Annotated in this window: 16 protein-coding genes; 6 read left to right on the top strand and 10 right to left on the bottom strand. The window is 64.6% G+C overall.

The window, feature by feature from the left end:
* Positions 1-242: 242 nt before the first annotated feature.
* Positions 243-2,033 (top strand): NAD(P)-binding domain-containing protein, encoded by a 1,791-nt coding sequence (locus tag ACSBOB_RS10850; RefSeq protein ID WP_442582406.1) that lies wholly within the window; start codon positions 243-245, stop codon positions 2,031-2,033.
* An 18-nt stretch (positions 2,034-2,051) separates the two neighbouring features.
* Here the strand turns inward: ACSBOB_RS10850 and ACSBOB_RS10845 are convergent, their stop codons facing one another.
* From ACSBOB_RS10845 to ACSBOB_RS10830, 4 genes are read right to left on the bottom strand one after another with little or no spacing between them, the layout of a single operon-like run.
* On the bottom strand, positions 2,052-2,819 hold the full coding sequence (locus ACSBOB_RS10845; protein WP_442582405.1) for an SDR family oxidoreductase: 768 nt from the start codon (positions 2,817-2,819) through the stop codon (positions 2,052-2,054).
* 8 nt (positions 2,820-2,827) lie between these two features.
* On the bottom strand, positions 2,828-4,054 hold the full coding sequence (locus tag ACSBOB_RS10840; protein WP_442582404.1) for an amidohydrolase/deacetylase family metallohydrolase: 1,227 nt from the start codon (positions 4,052-4,054) through the stop codon (positions 2,828-2,830).
* Positions 4,055-4,107: 53 nt separating this feature from the next.
* Positions 4,108-5,592: a M81 family metallopeptidase gene (locus ACSBOB_RS10835; protein WP_442582403.1), complete on the bottom strand. Its 1,485-nt coding sequence runs from the start codon at positions 5,590-5,592 to the stop codon at positions 4,108-4,110.
* A 51-nt stretch (positions 5,593-5,643) separates the two neighbouring features.
* Positions 5,644-6,009 (bottom strand): RidA family protein, encoded by a 366-nt coding sequence (locus tag ACSBOB_RS10830; protein WP_442582402.1) that lies wholly within the window; start codon positions 6,007-6,009, stop codon positions 5,644-5,646.
* 283 nt (positions 6,010-6,292) lie between these two features.
* Here ACSBOB_RS10830 and ACSBOB_RS10825 point away from each other — a divergent pair, with 283 nt between their 5' ends.
* The 5 genes from ACSBOB_RS10825 (at position 6,293) to ACSBOB_RS10805 (ending at position 10,525) form a co-directional block, all read left to right on the top strand.
* Complete coding sequence (locus ACSBOB_RS10825) at positions 6,293-7,048, top strand: SDR family NAD(P)-dependent oxidoreductase (RefSeq protein WP_442582401.1); 756 nt, start codon at positions 6,293-6,295, stop codon at positions 7,046-7,048.
* A gap of 37 nt (positions 7,049-7,085) precedes the next feature.
* The gene (locus ACSBOB_RS10820) at positions 7,086-8,144 is read left to right on the top strand and encodes a D-TA family PLP-dependent enzyme (protein WP_442582400.1); all 1,059 of its coding nucleotides are present in this window, start codon (positions 7,086-7,088) and stop codon (positions 8,142-8,144) included.
* Positions 8,145-8,178: 34 nt separating this feature from the next.
* On the top strand, positions 8,179-8,676 hold the full coding sequence (locus tag ACSBOB_RS10815) for a hypothetical protein (RefSeq protein ID WP_442582399.1): 498 nt from the start codon (positions 8,179-8,181) through the stop codon (positions 8,674-8,676).
* Between the two features lie 368 nt (positions 8,677-9,044).
* A complete protein-coding gene (locus tag ACSBOB_RS10810) occupies positions 9,045-9,758 on the top strand; it encodes a helix-turn-helix transcriptional regulator (RefSeq protein ID WP_442582398.1) in 714 nt (237 codons plus the stop codon).
* 35 nt (positions 9,759-9,793) lie between these two features.
* Entirely contained in the window at positions 9,794-10,525 is a 732-nt protein-coding gene (locus tag ACSBOB_RS10805; RefSeq protein ID WP_442582397.1) for a LuxR C-terminal-related transcriptional regulator, read from the top strand.
* Positions 10,526-10,550: 25 nt separating this feature from the next.
* Here ACSBOB_RS10805 and ACSBOB_RS10800 read toward each other — a convergent pair whose 3' ends face one another.
* The 6 genes from ACSBOB_RS10800 to motA are packed head-to-tail and all read right to left on the bottom strand — an operon-like array spanning position 10,551 to position 15,407.
* Complete coding sequence (locus ACSBOB_RS10800) at positions 10,551-10,988, bottom strand: hypothetical protein (protein WP_442582396.1); 438 nt, start codon at positions 10,986-10,988, stop codon at positions 10,551-10,553.
* On the bottom strand, positions 10,985-12,067 hold the full coding sequence (gene flhB / locus ACSBOB_RS10795) for a flagellar biosynthesis protein FlhB (RefSeq protein WP_442582395.1): 1,083 nt from the start codon (positions 12,065-12,067) through the stop codon (positions 10,985-10,987). Before flhB ends, ACSBOB_RS10800 begins: the two co-directional genes overlap by 4 nt.
* Positions 12,068-12,083: 16 nt before the next feature.
* A complete protein-coding gene (locus ACSBOB_RS10790) occupies positions 12,084-13,091 on the bottom strand; it encodes a flagellar motor switch protein FliG (protein ID WP_442582394.1) in 1,008 nt (335 codons plus the stop codon).
* A 41-nt stretch (positions 13,092-13,132) separates the two neighbouring features.
* A complete protein-coding gene (gene fliN, locus ACSBOB_RS10785) occupies positions 13,133-13,516 on the bottom strand; it encodes a flagellar motor switch protein FliN (protein ID WP_442582393.1) in 384 nt (127 codons plus the stop codon).
* A 39-nt stretch (positions 13,517-13,555) separates the two neighbouring features.
* Positions 13,556-14,491: a FliM/FliN family flagellar motor switch protein gene (locus ACSBOB_RS10780; RefSeq protein WP_442582392.1), complete on the bottom strand. Its 936-nt coding sequence runs from the start codon at positions 14,489-14,491 to the stop codon at positions 13,556-13,558.
* Positions 14,492-14,525: 34 nt separating this feature from the next.
* Entirely contained in the window at positions 14,526-15,407 is an 882-nt protein-coding gene (motA, locus tag ACSBOB_RS10775) for a flagellar motor stator protein MotA (protein ID WP_442582391.1), read from the bottom strand.
* Positions 15,408-15,496 lie beyond the last annotated feature (89 nt).

Below are 15,496 nucleotides of genomic sequence, written 5' to 3'. Positions count from 1 at the left end.
CCTCATCCGCCTTCGCTTCGCTCAGGCACCTTCTCCCACAAGGGGAGAAGGGGAGTTTCGCGCCTCCGCCTCTGCAAATCTCCCACGCCGGCGATTGGCAGCGAGGTCCACGCTGCGCTCTCCCTTCTCCCCTTGTGGGAGAAGTTGCCTGAGCGAAGCGAAGGCGGATGAGGAGTGTTCCAGCTTGGCAAATCCTCGGACGACTGAGACCACCGCAAAGCTTGAAATGAGAAGAAAAGACCATGCTTGAAAATTCCCCCACTCAAACCGCCGCCGCGTGGCTCGGCGCCTTCGCCAAAGCCCTCGACACCAGCGACATCAGCGCGGCCACCGATCTCTTCCTCGACGACTGCTACTGGCGCGACCTGCTGGCCTTCACCTGGAACATCAAGACCTCCGAAGGTCGCGACGCCATCCGCGACATGCTGGCGGCCACCTTGGCGCAGACCGCGCCGGCGAATTGGAGGTTGTCGGGCGAGGCGAAGGCAAAAGGCGGTCTGGTCGAAGCATGGTTCACCTTCGAGACGGCGGCGGGCCGGGGCGAGGGTTGCCTGCGACTGGTCGACGGCAAGTGCCGGACGCTCTTCACGGTGCTGTCCGACCTCAGGGGTTTTGAGGAGAAGTCGGGTGAAAACCGCCCGCTCGGCGTGCGCCACAAGGCCGACCGCGCCCGCGAGACATGGTCGGAGGCGAAGCGGCGCCGGGAAGAAGAGCTCGGCCATGCCGAGCAGCCCTATTGCGTGGTGATCGGCGGCGGACAGGGCGGCATCGCGCTCGGCGCGCGGCTGAAGCAATTGGGCGTACCGACCGTCGTGCTGGAAAAGAACGCGCGCGCCGGCGATTCCTGGCGCAACCGCTACCGTTCGCTCGTCCTGCACGACCCGGTCTGGTACGATCACTTGCCCTACATCCCCTTCCCCGCGCATTGGCCTGTGTTCACGCCCAAGGACAAGATGGGCGGCTGGCTGGAGATGTATGCCCGCGTGATGGAACTGGACTACTGGACCGGTTCCACCTGCGCGGAGGCCTCCTACGACGCCGACGAAAAAGTCTGGACCGTCGAGGTCGACCGCAATGGTGAGCGTGTCACACTGAAGCCGAAGCAGCTGGTGTTCGCCACCGGCGCCTACGGCCCACCCAGGATGATCCCCCTGCCCGGCGCAGACAGTTTCCCGGGCGAGATCCTCCACTCCAGCCAGTATGCCGACGGACGAAGATTCCACCGCAAGAAGGTCGCCGTGATCGGTGCGGCCAGTTCCGGCCATGACGTCAGCGTCGATTTGTGGGAAAGCGGCGCCGACGTGACGATGATCCAGCGTTCGCCGACCACCGTGGTGAAGTCCGACACATTGATGGAACTTGCCTTCGAGATTTATTCCGAGGGCGCGATGGCGCGCGGCATCACGACGGAGAAGGCGGACCTGATCGTCGCGTCGACGCCTTTCGCGCTGATGCCGGAGAGCCAGAAGGCACTTTACGACCGCATTCGAAAACGTGACGCCGATTTTTACGAGCAGCTCGCCGCCTCCGGCTTCGCGCTGGATTTCGGCGAGGATGAGACCGGCCTGATGATGAAGGCCTACCGCACCGGCTCGGGATATTACATCGATGTCGGCGCTTCCGACCTGATCATCGACGGACAAATCAAGGTGCGGAGCGGCGTGTCGATCAAATCGCTGACGCCGGCCGGCATCCTGTTCGACGACGGCAGCGAAATGGCGGCGGACGCGATCGTCGCCTGCACCGGCTACCAGTCCATGCATGAGACCGTGGCGCAGCTCGTCTCGCGCGAAATGGCCGACAAGGTCGGGCCGTGCTGGGGGCTGGGCTCCGACGTGCGCGGCGATCCCGGACCATGGCAGGGCGAGCCGCGCAACATGTGGAAACCGACCGCGCAGGAGGCGCTGTGGTTCCACGGCGGCAATCTGGCGCTGTCGCGCTTCTATTCGAAATATGTCGCCTTGCAGATCAAGGCGCGCATGGAGGGCATTGCCACGCCGGTCTATGGAGTGCCGGCAAATGCAGGGGGCTGAGGGCCAGGACTTTGGCCCCTACACCACAGCGGTCATGCCGCCGTCGACCGAAATGAGCTGCCCGTTTACATAATCGGACGCCGAGGAGGCAAGGTAGACCACCGTGCCGACGATCTCCTCCGGCAGGCCCCAGCGCCGCGACGGCGTGCGGGCTTTCACCCAGGCATCGAAGTCCGGATTGTTGATCAGCGCGTCGTTCATTTCGGTGACGATGTAGCCGGGCGCGATGCCATTGGCCTGCACGCCGCTTGACGCCCATTCGGCAGCCATCTGCTGGGTCAGCATCTTCAGGCCGCCCTTGCTGGTGGCATAGGGAGAGATGGTGGCTCGGGCCAGCAGGCTGGTCGTCGAACAGATATTGATGATCTTGCCACGCTTGCGCGCCACCATGCGTTTTCCCGCCTCGCGGCCGATAACGAACGCGCTGGTGAGGTTGATGTCGATGACCTTCTGCCATTCGGCCGTGGGCAGGTCGATCATCGGCTTGCGCCACTGGATGCCGGCATTGTTGATCAGAATGTCGATGGCAACACCATCCGCATCGAAACGCTCGAAGGCGGCGAGGATCGCTGCCTCGTCGCGCACGTCGAAGGCAATGCCATCCGCGTGATGGCCGAGGGCGCGCATCTCATCGACGGCGACAGCAACCCGCTCCGCGTCGGTGCCGTTGACGATCACTTTTGCCCCTGCCCCAGCCAGGCCTTCGGCGAAGGCGCGGCCGAGGCCACGCGTCGAACCGGTGATCAGGGCCGTGCGGCCGGTCAGGTCGAACAAGGAATGCGCCATCTCTTCCCTCAACAGTTGCATCTGCCGAAATGCCGGCGGGCGATGTCCGCATGCGTCTGGCGTCCGCCCGGCGCATAGGCACGAACCTCGTCCTTCGCTTCGTTCGGCCACCATAGGCCGCCGACCACGATGCCATGCGACATCAGTTCGCGCTCCGCAACCAGTTCGGCGCCGGTCGAATCGTAGAAGCTGGCCGGCCCCGCCCGCTCGCCCAGTACCGCAATGTCGGCCGATCCGCCAATCGTCAGCCGGCCGAGGTCGGGGCGCGCGATCGCGTGGGCGGGCCGCTCGGTGGAGGCGCGCAGCACGTCGATCAGCGGCATGCCCAGCGCCATCATCTTCGACATGCAGACCAGCATGTCGAAGGCCGGGCCGTCAATGCTGAAGAGGTGCACGTCGCTGCTGATCACGTCGGGCGCCAGCCCCTCCTTCAACATGGCGCGCGCCACCTCGAAGTCGAACGAACCCATGCCGTGGCCGATGTCGAAGATGACGCCGCGCTCGCGCGCAAGATGCATGTCAGGCCGGACCGCTCCGGAGGCGAAGACCGGCGCGTTGGGGAACGGCCTATAGCAATGGGTGAGGATGTCGCCCTTGCGCAGGCGCGGCAGCACTTCCGAGCGGCCCGGCGGCGGCTCGTCTATATGCGCCATCAGCGGCAGGCAGACCTTGTCGGCGGCCTCGATTGCGAGGTCGACAGGGGCAATGCCGCTGGCGCCGCTGGCGTGTTTTCCCGCCCGCACCTTCACGCCGACCACCACGTCGCGATGTTCGGCCACGCAGCCGACCACTTCGCGCGGTTCGCACAGCCGGAGATCGCTGCACTCGCCGACCATGACGTTTTTGGAAAAGCCGAAGATGCCGGCAAACGAGATGTTCACATAGGCGAGGATGCGGGCCTTCGACCGTTCCATGACATGGCGGCGGAAGCCGAGGAAATTGCCGGCGCCGGCGCTCCCCGCGTCGACGAAAGTGGTGGTGCCGCTCTTCGCCGCCAGCCGGTCGGCATCGACGCCGAGCGACGTGCCACCCCAGTAGACATGGCTGTGCAGGTCGATCAGGCCGGGCGTCACCATGCTGCCGGTCGCGTCGACCACCCGCGCGGCGCGGTCGGCGGGAATGCCGGCCTCGATCGCGGCGATCTTCCCGTCGGCGATCGCCACATCACACAGCGCGTCGAGGCCGGAGGCGGGATCGATGACGCGCCCGCCGCGCAGGAGGAGGTCAAACTGCATGGACGGTTTCCCTCACTGTCATTCCGCTTCCTGCTCCAGCGCGCCGCGGCGGCTCAGGCAGCCGCCTCGCTCGGCCCGAACGGATGCTCGACGATCGGCCAGATAGCACGGTCGAGCTTGCGATAATTGGCCTTGGCCGGGTTGCTGGGATAGCAGCCTTCGATTGCAGCATAAATGATCTCGCGCGCGATCGGCGCGAAACCCGCGTGGAAATGATTGGTGGATTTCACCAGCACGAGTTGCTTTGCCAGCGGGTCGATGCCGAGATTGGAAAAGACGTCGGGCTCGAAGGTCTGCGTGCGGTTGGTGTTGACGATCACGTCGATCTCGGTTCCTGCGATGCGCAGCACGGCCGACGGGCCGAGCGGCACGCGGCTGGAGCCGAAGGACTGCCAGGCTGCCGGCGCGACGCGGCGCACCTCGAACGTCGCGTCGAAGGGCGTGCCGCTCGCGGCACTGGTCTTGCCGCCGATGCGCATGTCGAGAACCGTACCTTCGCCAGCGCCTTGCGCCAGGATCGCCGCCTGCGGATCCCAGATCGTGGCGACACCGGCGCTGGTTATGCCGCTTTTCGCAAGCGCATGAAGAAGGACGGTGTTGTCGCCGGCCGTACCGCCGCCAGGATTGTCCCAGATGTCGGCCACGACGAAGGGTTTCTTGCCATGGCCGCCGGCCTTCACAGCGGCGATCGCCTCGCCGGGGCCGACATTGCGCATCATCGTCGTGCCGCGCATGGCGAAGACTTCGAGTCCGAGCCGCGCCGCCAGCGCGTCTCCCGCCGCCCGGTCGCCGTCGCTGACGACCATTACCCGCGTACCGAGATGCGGGCTGTCGCCGGCCATGAAGCCGTGGATCAGCGAAACGGACAGGATGCCATCCCTGCCGTGCAGCGCCTTCACGCGGTCGACGAAGGAGCGCATGGGCTCGTGGCTGGTCGGGAAAACGTCGATCATCCGGCAGTCGAAGGTGGAAATCGCCGGCTTGATGTCGCCGCGCGTGGCGGCCAGCGCGAGGCCGACCACATGCTCGGCCCGCTCGACGAAATCCGTGTGCGGGAATTCGAGGAAGGCGGCAAGGATGTCGGCGGCGGCAACCCGCTTCGGCGAGAGATGACTGTGGGGATCGAGGCTCGCCGCGACCACCACGTCGGGTCCGACGATCTCGCGCACACGGGCGAGAAGATCGCCCTCGCAATCGTCCAGGCCGCGCGCGATCATCGCGCCATGCAGGCCGAGCACGACGCAATCGACCGGCATGGCAGCCCGCAATTGGGCAAGGATCTCGTCGCGCAGGCCTTCATAGGCGTCGAGCCTGAGATATCCGCCGGGCTCGGCCCAGGCAGCCGTGCCTTCGATCAGCGTGAACCCCTCAGCCTTGGCGCGCCGGCGCAATGCCGGGATCACCGCCGAGCATAATGTCGGCGTTTCAGGATGCGCGCCGGGTCCGGCATAGAAGGCCATCTCGAAGGACGACCGGTCGGTCGTCACCGGCGAAAAGGTGTTCGTCTCGGTGGCGAGCGACGCTGTGAAGACACGCATGAGGCGGCAGGTTCCGATTGCTGTATTCAGGTGAGACGGTCTACTTCGGCCTCAGACCGGCTTGTAGGCGATCGCCTCGATCTCGACCTTGATGTCGATCATCAGGCGGGATTCGGCGGTCGAGCGCGCCGGCGGATCCTTTGGGAAATGTTTCGCATAGATGGCATTGAAGCCGCCGAAGTCGCGCGCATCGTCTAGCCAGCAGGTGGTTTTCACCACGTCCTCCATGCCGCAGCCGGCCAGCGCCAGCGCCGCCTTGACGTTTTGCAGCACTTGCTCGGTCTGCTCGGCGATGCCGCCCTTGACCACGACGCCGTCGCTGCCCACCGGCACCTGGCCCGAGACATAGACGAAATCCCCTGCCCTCACTGCCGGAGACAGCGGCACATGCGACGTTCCGAAACACTGCTTGGGCAAAGTCTTCCTCCTATTTGCAAACGCACCGTCCGGCTTGAAAGCTCCCGAACGGCCCGGGCCAGCAACCGATTGCCCTTTCATTCGAAGCGCTTGCGCCGAATGGACGGTTTCCGGCCGCCGGCAATTTACCCCGGACGGAAAGGATCGTCATGCAGGATTTGTTGGAAAGCAACATTTTTTTGGAAATCCATGTTGCTTTATTACACGACCCCTAGCATCCTTTGCCAGCGGGATGGTTCCGGTCGCTCCGCGCGACCGGCGGAAGGTCTTCATCGAGGTGGGCATGATCGATTTCGGCGGCCGCAACGTCATCGTCACCGGCGCCGGCGGGGGCCTTGGCAAGGCGCTGGTGCAGGTGCTGGCCGCGTGCAACGCCCGCGTGATCGCCTGCGATGTCGAGGGCATGGACCTTTCGGCCGATGGCATCGCCGAGGCGCATCGCTTCGACCTGCTGGACGATCAGGCGGTTGCGGATTTTGCCTCGCGCGCAGTGAGCGGGGGGCCGCCGGCGGCGGTGATCTCCAATGCCGGCTGGACACGCGCCGAGACGCTGGCGGCCGTGACCGCCGAAGCGCTCGACCGCGAGATGGATTTGAATTTCCGCAGCGCGGCCCTGCTGTCGCAGGCGCTGCTGCCGTCGATGCGCAACCAGCCGGGCGGCGGCGCCTTCGTCTTCGTCTCCTCCGTCAATGCGCTCGCACATTTCGGCAACCCGGCCTATGCGGCGGCGAAAGCCGGGCTGCTTGCCTGGATGCGCGCCATTGCCACCGAGGAAGGCGGCAACGGCATCCGCGCCAACGGCATCGTGCCCGGCTCGATCCGAACCGGCGCATGGGACCACCGCATCGCCGAAAAGCCGGAAATCCTCGGTGCCGTCGGCCGGCTCTATCCGCTGGGCAGGCTGGTAGAACCCGCGGAGGTGGCGCGCGCGGCCGTATTCCTCGCATCGCCGGCGGCCAGCGGCATCACCGGCGTCTCGCTCAATGTCGATGCGGGGCTGCTCGCCAGCAACCTGCCTTTCCTCAACGAAATCGCCTAAGAGCGTTCGAATAGAAGTGACAGCCCGGAGACCAAGGATGCGCGTCGAAGATCTGGATACGCCTGCGATCGTCATCGACCGCCGCATCGTCGAGGCCAATCTCAAGCGGGCGCAGGACCACGCCGACAGGCAAGGCAAAAAGCTCCGCCCCCACATAAAGACTCACAAGCTGCCGATGTTCGCCAGGCGCCAACTGGAACTCGGCGCCATCGGCATCACCTGCCAGAAGATTGGCGAAGCCGAGGTGATGGCCGACGCCGGCATCACGGATATCTTCATCCCCTACAACATCATCGGCACGGCAAAACTCAGGCGCCTGAAGGCACTGCATGCACGCATCACGCTTTCTGTGACCGCCGACAGCGTGACGACGGTCGACGGCTACGGCGCTGTCTTCACCGACGCGGCGCATCCGCTTTCCGTGCTGATCGAATGCGATACGGGCGGCGGTCGCTGCGGCGTGCAGTCGGCGGCCGACGCGGTGGCGCTGGCGGAGCGTATCGCCGGATTTCCCGGCCTGCGCTTCGGCGGGCTGATGACCTATCCCCCGCGCCAGAAGGTGTCCGAGGTCGACGACTGGCTGGAAGAGGCGCTGGCGCTATTCGCGGCAAAGTCCATAGCGGTCGAGCGGGTGTCGGTCGGCAATTCGCCGGATTTCTACGCTCCGACCGGTGTGGACGCGGCAACCGAATTGCGTCCCGGCACCTATATCTATTCCGACCGCATGCAGGTGGCGTTCGGCCATGGCACGCTGGAAAACTGCGCGCTGACCGTGATGGCGACGGTGGTTAGCCGCCCGACCCCGGACCGCGCGGTGCTCGACACCGGCTCGAAATCACTCGCCGCCGACCTGTCACGGGCGCCGGGACATGGCCATATCGTCGAATATCCCGACGCCGTGATCACCATGCTCAACGAGGAGCACGGCATCGTCGACCTGTCGCGCTCGGCGAAAAAGCCCGCCATCGGCGACAAGGTGCGCATCATCCCGAACCATGTCTGCGTGGTGTCGAACCTGTTCGACCTAGTGCATATCGTGGAGGACGGCGAGGTGGTGGAGCAGGTGCCGGTGGCAGCGCGCGGCAAGCTGCGCTGAGAAGACTGCCGGCGACGACAAGGAGGGGAAAGCCATGACGTTCGACAAGAACCCGTTTCCGCAAGGCGACCCGGACCGTCACGAGCTCTGGGAAATGCTGATGCGCCGCGATTTCGAGGCCTTCATCGCCCAGGACTGGTCGATGGTCGAGGACGATTTCCTCGCCGAGAGCTTTTTCGGCATGCACGCTCATTTCCTGAACGATGCGGATGCCTGGCGGTTGCAGTTTCCCCGGCTGGAAATCTACCGCGACGAATGGCTGCGCCAAGCCGCCGAGACGGCTAAGACCAAATACGCCGAACCGCTGCTCGACGCGATGTTCCGGGTCACCAACATGCGCGACATCGACGTCGACGGCGACCGCGCCGTGCTGCACAAGAAGTTCAATGGCTCGATCGCCAAGGCCGACGGCACGGCCGACCGTCTGAACTGGCAGACGCTGTATTTCTGCCGAAAAGTCGGCGGCCGCTGGAAGATCGCCGGTTTTGTCGGCTACATGCCGCATCCGTTAGGCCGGCCGGCAAATCTGTAGTTCGTCAGGCAGCGACCTATTCGCCTTCGCCCGTCAGCCTCGCGTGAGTGAGCACGGGTCCGTATGACCACAGCCACGAGGCGATGGTTTCACATTTATTAACTTTTTAATTTTCGCCTTTGATGTCGGATTCGCGAAGGGTTAGATTGAAAGCGAATCAGTCGAATGCGGCGCTGAAAAAGACCGTGATCGACACCCGTCAGGCAGGTTTTCGAGGGATCTGGCGGGACATTCGGGTGCAGTGCGGTTCGCGGCCCGTCCAAAGGGCGGGCGTGTGGTTCTCGTAACAAGTTAGGCGTTTTTCATGTCCGGTCGCTGGCGCAGCCAGGGTCCGGGCACACGCAGCGATTCGGGCTTCTTGCGGGCGAATGACAAGTTTTGGCGGTCAAACGGAGGCTTCGGCGGGGTTGGCGAAACGGCTGGCGTCGCGAGGCGACCTTACCGGATTCCTGATGGCGCTCAGCCAGAGCATCGGGGCCGACAGCTATATGCTGGTCGCCGTGCTGCACGACCAGAACAAAAGCGACGTGCGCATCGTCGCCTCCAACTGGATCTACGACGCCATTCAGCTTGTCGGCCACCAGGCGATCGCCGCAATCGCCCAGAGCACTCATGCGGTGCCGCCCGGCGTGCGGCCGCGGCCGATCACGACGCGCGCGGCGCCGGCGGTTGCCGGCACGCTGAGCGGCGAGGAGGTGAAACTGCTCGACGTGCTCGGCCATGGCGAGATCTTCGCGCTCAGGCTGAATGTCGGCCGCCAGCGGCTGTTCATGCTTCTGTCCACCGCCGAGCCCGGAGAACTGGATCCTGCCGAGTTGAGCCGCGCCCAGATGCGCTGCTGCCACGCGCTCTCGCAGGTACCCGGCCTTCTCGCTGCCGCGGCGCAGCAGGATCCACTGTCGGACCGCGAGCGCGAATGCCTGTACTGGGTTTCCGAAGGCAAGACGACCGACGAGGTGGCGCTCATTCTCGGTGTCTCCTCCAACACGGTGAACAGCTACGTCACCCACGCCATCCAGAAATTCGCGGCGTCGAACCGTGTCATGGCGGTTGCGACAGCAATCAGGAGCGGCATCATTTGACGCGGCAGAATAACAGCAGGGCCTCGCGCGTTCCCGTGGGAGAACACCGGAACCCGTTCGGCGCCGCCTCGCCCGACGGCGATGCCGGGCATACGCTGACGGTGTCGGATGCGGTGCGGCGCTGCCGCTGGATCGCGATTGACATCAGCGCGCCGGAATTTGCCGTGTTTTTCGTCAGTCCTTCACTGGAACGGGCAAGGCTCGTACCCTGTTTCGATTCCCAATATCCGACACTGTCCGCATCGACCCGCATCGCCTCGGACCGTGACGGCGAGGCCATCGTCCGCCATGCCCGCACCTCCACCTTGCCGTGCTGGTGGAGCAACGGCGCGGCAACCGCATCCGTCGATGCTTTTTCGCGGCTGGAGATGGCGGACCGCACCGAGCAACTGGTGCCCGCACATCCGGGCATCGCCTTTCCGGTCTTCGCCGATCGCGGCCAATGCGGCCTGATCGCCTTCTGGGGCCGGGAGATCGTATTGACCGACGACCAGGTCTTCGACATCCACGCGCGCTGTTTCTCGCTTTTCAACGCAGTGGCGACGATCCGCTCCAACGAATTGCGCAAGATGCCGAGCATTTCGAAGCGCGAACTGGAATGCCTGAAGCTCACGGCAAAAGGCCTGACCAGCGAGGAGATCGCCGCCTCTCTGAAGCTTTCCATCCATACCGCCAACCAGTATCTAGCGAGTTCGACCCAGAAGCTGGATGCCGCCAACCGCACCCACGCCGTGGCTAAGGCGCTGAAGCTCGGGCTTTTCGAGTAAGTTCTATCTTACGGAAAGTCTAGGTTTACCGACCGACTGCCGGTTCGGTGCGCCGTATCCGCGACTCCTCGATCGCCGCGGCCAGGAAGGCGGTGTTCTTCTCGGGGTCCGGATCGGGATCGTCGAAGGCTACGTAGTTCACCTCGACCGAGGCATCGTCGGCACCCAGCGTCAGTGTGAAGTACACTGTTGCGCCGCGCGGCCTGAGTTCCAGGTCGAGTTCGATGCGGGGCGGCTCGGACCAGCCGACATGCGCCTCGCCTCCATGGCCCATCCGTACCGTGCGCGGCATGAAGAACAGCTCGGCGGCGGAATCCACGAGGTCGGAAATACAGGCGAAATGCTCCAGCCGGATGAAGGCGATGTAGTCGGCCGCGTCGACCAGCCGCAATTCAGCGACGATGTCGCCAATGGCGTCGGCGACGATGACCTCGCGGGACGATGCATGCGATTGCCGGATCATGATGCCTGTTTTTTCGGAGACTGCTTGGCGTAGACGATGCGGATGAGTTCCGCGACCGCCTGGTAGAATTGCTGCGGTATCACGCTATCCACCGAAACTTGCTTGTACATGGAGCGGGCAAGCGCCACGTTCTCGAAGATCGGAATGTTGTTGTCTTTTGCGATCTCGCGGATCCTCAGCGCCACCAGATCCTGCCCCTTGGCCAGCACCACCGGCGCTGCATTCTCCTCGCGCACATAACGCAGCGCGATGGAGAAGTGCGTCGGATTGGCGATGATCAGCGTGGCGCGCGGCACCGCCGTCATCATCCGCCGCCGCGCCCGGTCACGGGCCAGCGAGCGCAGGCGCGACTTGACGATCGGATCGCCTTCGGACTGCTTCATCTCGTCCTTGACCTCCTGCTTGGTCATGCGCAGGTCCTGGAGCCAGTGGAAACGCGACCAGACGACGTCGACGGCGGCGATCACCCCCATCACCACGACGATGGCGACGAGGATATTGATCGCGATGTCGCGGATGACGAGACCGAAGGATGTCGGCGGCGTGATCATGCCGGCCAGCAGCCTGGTCAGGTCGTCGCGCAGGATGAAGACCAGCACCAGCGTGACAAATACCAGCTTGCCGACCGCCTTGGCGAACTCGACGAAACCTTGCACACCGAACAGGCGCTTCCAGCCCTCGGTCGGCGATATCCGCGAGGCCTGCGGCTGGATGCGCTCGCCGACGAATTGCGGAAGGTTCTGGACGGCGGAGGCGAGGAAGCCGGCCACCATCAGCATCGCCACCAGCGCGGCAACAGCCTGGCCGATCTGCATCAGCACCGCCTTGTAGAGCGTGCCCACGTCGTTCGCCGTGTCGAGCGGCCAGTCCTCGGGTTTTTCCAGGAAAACCGACAGGAAGGTCCCCATCTCGGCGATGTTCTGCTGGGCGAAAAACACCGAGAAGACCAGGATGGCCAGGAAGGACGCGAGGATCGGCGCTTCGCGCGAAGAGGGCAGCTTGCCCTTCTCGACCGTGTCGCGGATCTTCTTCTCGGTCGCGTCCTCGGTTTTGCTGTCCTTGTCGGCGGTCTCGGACATGGCTGCTCAGCCGGCGTCAGGCAGCGGCGGCTTGCGTCGACGGCAATTCGAAGGCGCCTTCGCGCGCCATACGGATCGCGGTCGAGGCCACCGTCTTGCGGGCCTTCAATATGTCGGCCATCGCAATGCCGTCGGAGCCTTGGCCGAGCTCGGACTCGATCATGCGGCGCGAGCGGGCGCCGATCGACGACAGCACGGATTCTGCAAGCTGCGCCGGCGTATTGCGCAGGCAAAGCGTGACAAGTTCGGTCGACAGCCCGTCGAACAGCGCAACGCGCGCCTTCTGGGTAAGCAGCGGAATGTCCTCGAACGAGAACAGCCGGGCGCGGATTGCCTCGAGGTCGGGCGTGCCGGCGTCCTGCAGATCCTGCAACACCTCGTCGAGCTGGCCCTTGTCGAGTTCGTTGAGAAGGTTGGCGACACGGCTCTGGCCGGCGGAGGTGTCCTTGGTGTTGGTCTCGCCGAGCACGCGTCTGCGCAACTGGTTCTCGATGATCTTGGTTGCCGCCTCGGGAATGGTGGCGATCGACATCATGCGCCGGATGATCTCGCCGCGCAGCGGCTTTTCCAGCGTCAGCAGCGTGTTGGCGGCGACCTGCGGCGCCAGCTTCGACAGCACCAGCGCCGAGGTCTGGGCATGCTCGCTGGCCAGGAACGCGCCGAGCCGGGCCGGCTCCAGTTTCTCCAGTTCGGTCCAGACGGGTGGCGGCTGGTTACCGGCCACCGCCTGATCCTTGCCCATGATCGCCTTCACCTCTTCGGGCGACAGCGTCTCGTTGAAAAGGTCGTCCATCTGGTCGGCCGAATCCAGCTGGCCGGCGCCCTCAGTGAACTCCGCCTCGAATTCGGCGACGATCCGCTCCAGCTCGCTCTGCGGAATGGTTTTCAGCAGCCGCGCGCCCTCGATCAGCGCCTTCAACTCCTCCTGCTTGAAGAATTTCAGCAAACGGCTGGCGGCCGGCTTGCCCATGGCCACCAGGATGGCGGCGGCCTTCTGCGCGCGGGTGAGGTTGAGGACGGTCATTTGCGGATCGGTCTCATCGGCAATTTGTCACCGCCGGACCGTCACGCCGGTCCCGCCGAGGTGATGATCTCGGTCAGCCGAAGGCCGAAGCGCGACGGATCGTTGTCGAGCACAGTGATCTCGCCGCGTGCGATACGGCGGCCGTTGACCATCACGTCGACCGCCTCGCCGACACGCCGGTTGAGCGCCACCGTCGACCCCTTCTGCAGCCCCATCAGCTCGGAAACCGACATTTCGGCGCTGCCGAGCACAATCTGCACTTCGACCGGGATGTTCATGATGATGTTGGCGTTGGCGGCCACCGCGCCGCTCGGCGCGCGTGGCGCTCCGTTGCCTTCGCTGAGCACGCCGCGCAGTTCCTCGATGGCCCGGTTGAGCTGGTCCTCCCCACCCTCTTGCGCCACCGCTCCAATGCCCTGGCTCATCCATGGTCCCCTTTGCAATCTACCGTGGCGCCCGATCGGTCAGCGCTGCACCAGCCCGTCGATCAGATCCTGCCGCTCGTCGAAAGGCTGCTTGATCCGCACCGTGTAGTTCTGTCCGAGCTTGCCGAACTCGCATACGAAAAGAGTCTTGTGCCGGGCTGACAGCTTTGCCTCGCCCTGCGCGTTTTCGCGCAGTTCGATGACCTGTCCGAGTTGCAGGCAGGCAATGTCGGCCAGCGTCATGCGGGCAAGCGGCATGGTCGCCTCCAGCCTGACCGCCGAGCGCATGACTTCCTCGCCGAACCGCTCGCCCCAGTCGTCGTCCTTGCCGAGCTTGCCCGGCAGAGGCGCTTTGTCGCCGCGATGCTTGATCAGCACGCGCTGCTGCATGAACAGCGACAGCCGCCCCGTCGTGCGGCCCGATGTGACGGCGAAGTCGATGCGCGCCGCCGGCCCGTCGCGGATGACGTGCTCGCGCAGTTCGGCGCCCGAAATCGCCTGCGGAAGCGGCAGGTTGAAGGCGAAGGCGCGCGGCCCCGACCCGTTGACCGCCTTGGCCACCTCCTCAAACGCCATGGTCGCCACGTCGAGTTCGGTCGGCGAAAGCGGCCGCTCGATCGCCGCCACCGGCAGGTCCGGATCACCGCCGAACAGCGCCGACACCAGGATCGCCACGGCGCGTGACTCGATCGCCAGCAAAAGCGCATCCGGAGAACTCGGCGACGACGCCATTGTCATCGCACCGTTCTCCCGTGGCTCGGGCCGGGCGGCACCGAAACGCGACAATTCGACGGAGACGATGTCGATGCCCACCGGCGTTGCAAGGCAGTTACCCAAGCCTTTGCGGATCGCCGGCAGCGCCCGTTCGGCCAGCGCCCTTGCGGTCGTGGTTATGTGATCGGGTTCGCCGGTGTCGCCGACCAGCCGCTCGACAATATAGGCGCGCATCTCCGAGGGGTTGGCCGGGCTAGCCATCGAACGCTCGCATCCCGTTCGGCGATGTCATCGCTCAGGCGGCCTTTTTGGCGGCTTCGCCGCCACCGGTGTTCATGGTGCTCTGCTCGACAGCGTCGATGGAAGGACGGTCGTAGGAGGATATAGTCTTGCGGCCGAATTCGATCGCCACCTGCGGCAGCGAGCCGTTCATGTAGGCGAGCAGCGTCTGCTTGACGATGATGTAGAGCCGGTTGTTCTTCTCCCGCACGATCTTGATCTTGGTGGCGATGGGACCGACGATGCAATAGGACATGAAGATGCCGAGGAAGGTGCCGACAAGTGCTGCGCCAATCAGGCCGCCAAGGATTTCCGGCGACTGGTCGAGCGCGCCCATCGCCTTCACAACACCCAGCACCGCCGCGATGATGCCGATCGCCGGGAACCCGTCGCCTACCATCATCATGGCGTGATAGGGCTTCAGGCTGTCGGACCGGATCGTCTGGATCTCCTCGTCCATCAGCGCCTCGATCTCATGCGGACGCGCATTGCCGATGATGATCAGCCGGCAGTAGTCGCAAATGAAATGCGTCAGATCGTGGCGCTTCAGCACCAGCGGAAAGGCCTGGAAGATCGCCGATTCCTCGGGATTGTCGATATGGGCCTCGACCTCGCTTCGCGACTTGGTGCGTAGTTCACGCATCAGACTGTGCAGCACGCCGAGCGTTTCGAGATAGTCCTTCTCTTTCGGCACGGCCTGCTTGAACGCTTCCAGCGTCGCCTTGCCGGTGTCCTTCACCACCTTCATCGGGTTGGCGACGAGGAATGCGCCGAGGGCGGCGCCGCAGATGATCACGACTTCCCATGGCTGGATGAGCACCTCGATGTGGCCGCCCATGGCCATGAAGCCGCCGAGCACGCAGCCCAGCGTCACCACAAGTCCGATCAGAATGCCCACGCGCGAACCCTTCAAGATTTGCCAGCCTCGAAGGTAGCGGCCGTGCCTTGTGTGAGGCTTGAATCGGCCGTCAGCGTGGATTCAGCCTC

The sequence above is a fragment of the Mesorhizobium sp. KACC 23794 genome, assembly GCF_052180275.1.
In the GTDB taxonomy this organism is placed as follows: domain Bacteria; phylum Pseudomonadota; class Alphaproteobacteria; order Rhizobiales; family Rhizobiaceae; genus Kumtagia.
Note: the sequence above shows the minus strand (reverse complement) of the source record. Positions and strands in the feature narration are given on the sequence as shown.

What these genes read in the sequence shown, in the direction of transcription:
- ACSBOB_RS10850 (WP_442582406.1), top strand. Translation starts at nt 243, where the DNA reads ATGCTTGAAAATTCCCCCACTCAAACCGCCGCCGCGTGGCTCGGCGCC.
- ACSBOB_RS10845 (WP_442582405.1), bottom strand. Translation starts at nt 2,819, where the DNA reads ATGGCGCATTCCTTGTTCGACCTGACCGGCCGCACGGCCCTGATCACC.
- ACSBOB_RS10840 (WP_442582404.1), bottom strand. Translation starts at nt 4,054, where the DNA reads ATGCAGTTTGACCTCCTCCTGCGCGGCGGGCGCGTCATCGATCCCGCC.
- ACSBOB_RS10835 (WP_442582403.1), bottom strand. Translation starts at nt 5,592, where the DNA reads ATGCGTGTCTTCACAGCGTCGCTCGCCACCGAGACGAACACCTTTTCG.
- ACSBOB_RS10825 (WP_442582401.1), top strand. Translation starts at nt 6,293, where the DNA reads ATGATCGATTTCGGCGGCCGCAACGTCATCGTCACCGGCGCCGGCGGG.
- ACSBOB_RS10820 (WP_442582400.1), top strand. Translation starts at nt 7,086, where the DNA reads ATGCGCGTCGAAGATCTGGATACGCCTGCGATCGTCATCGACCGCCGC.
- ACSBOB_RS10815 (WP_442582399.1), top strand. Translation starts at nt 8,179, where the DNA reads ATGACGTTCGACAAGAACCCGTTTCCGCAAGGCGACCCGGACCGTCAC.
- ACSBOB_RS10810 (WP_442582398.1), top strand. Translation starts at nt 9,045, where the DNA reads ATGACAAGTTTTGGCGGTCAAACGGAGGCTTCGGCGGGGTTGGCGAAA.
- ACSBOB_RS10800 (WP_442582396.1), bottom strand. Translation starts at nt 10,988, where the DNA reads ATGATCCGGCAATCGCATGCATCGTCCCGCGAGGTCATCGTCGCCGAC.
- flhB (WP_442582395.1), bottom strand. Translation starts at nt 12,067, where the DNA reads ATGTCCGAGACCGCCGACAAGGACAGCAAAACCGAGGACGCGACCGAG.
- ACSBOB_RS10790 (WP_442582394.1), bottom strand. Translation starts at nt 13,091, where the DNA reads ATGACCGTCCTCAACCTCACCCGCGCGCAGAAGGCCGCCGCCATCCTG.
- fliN (WP_442582393.1), bottom strand. Translation starts at nt 13,516, where the DNA reads ATGAGCCAGGGCATTGGAGCGGTGGCGCAAGAGGGTGGGGAGGACCAG.
- ACSBOB_RS10780 (WP_442582392.1), bottom strand. Translation starts at nt 14,491, where the DNA reads ATGGCTAGCCCGGCCAACCCCTCGGAGATGCGCGCCTATATTGTCGAG.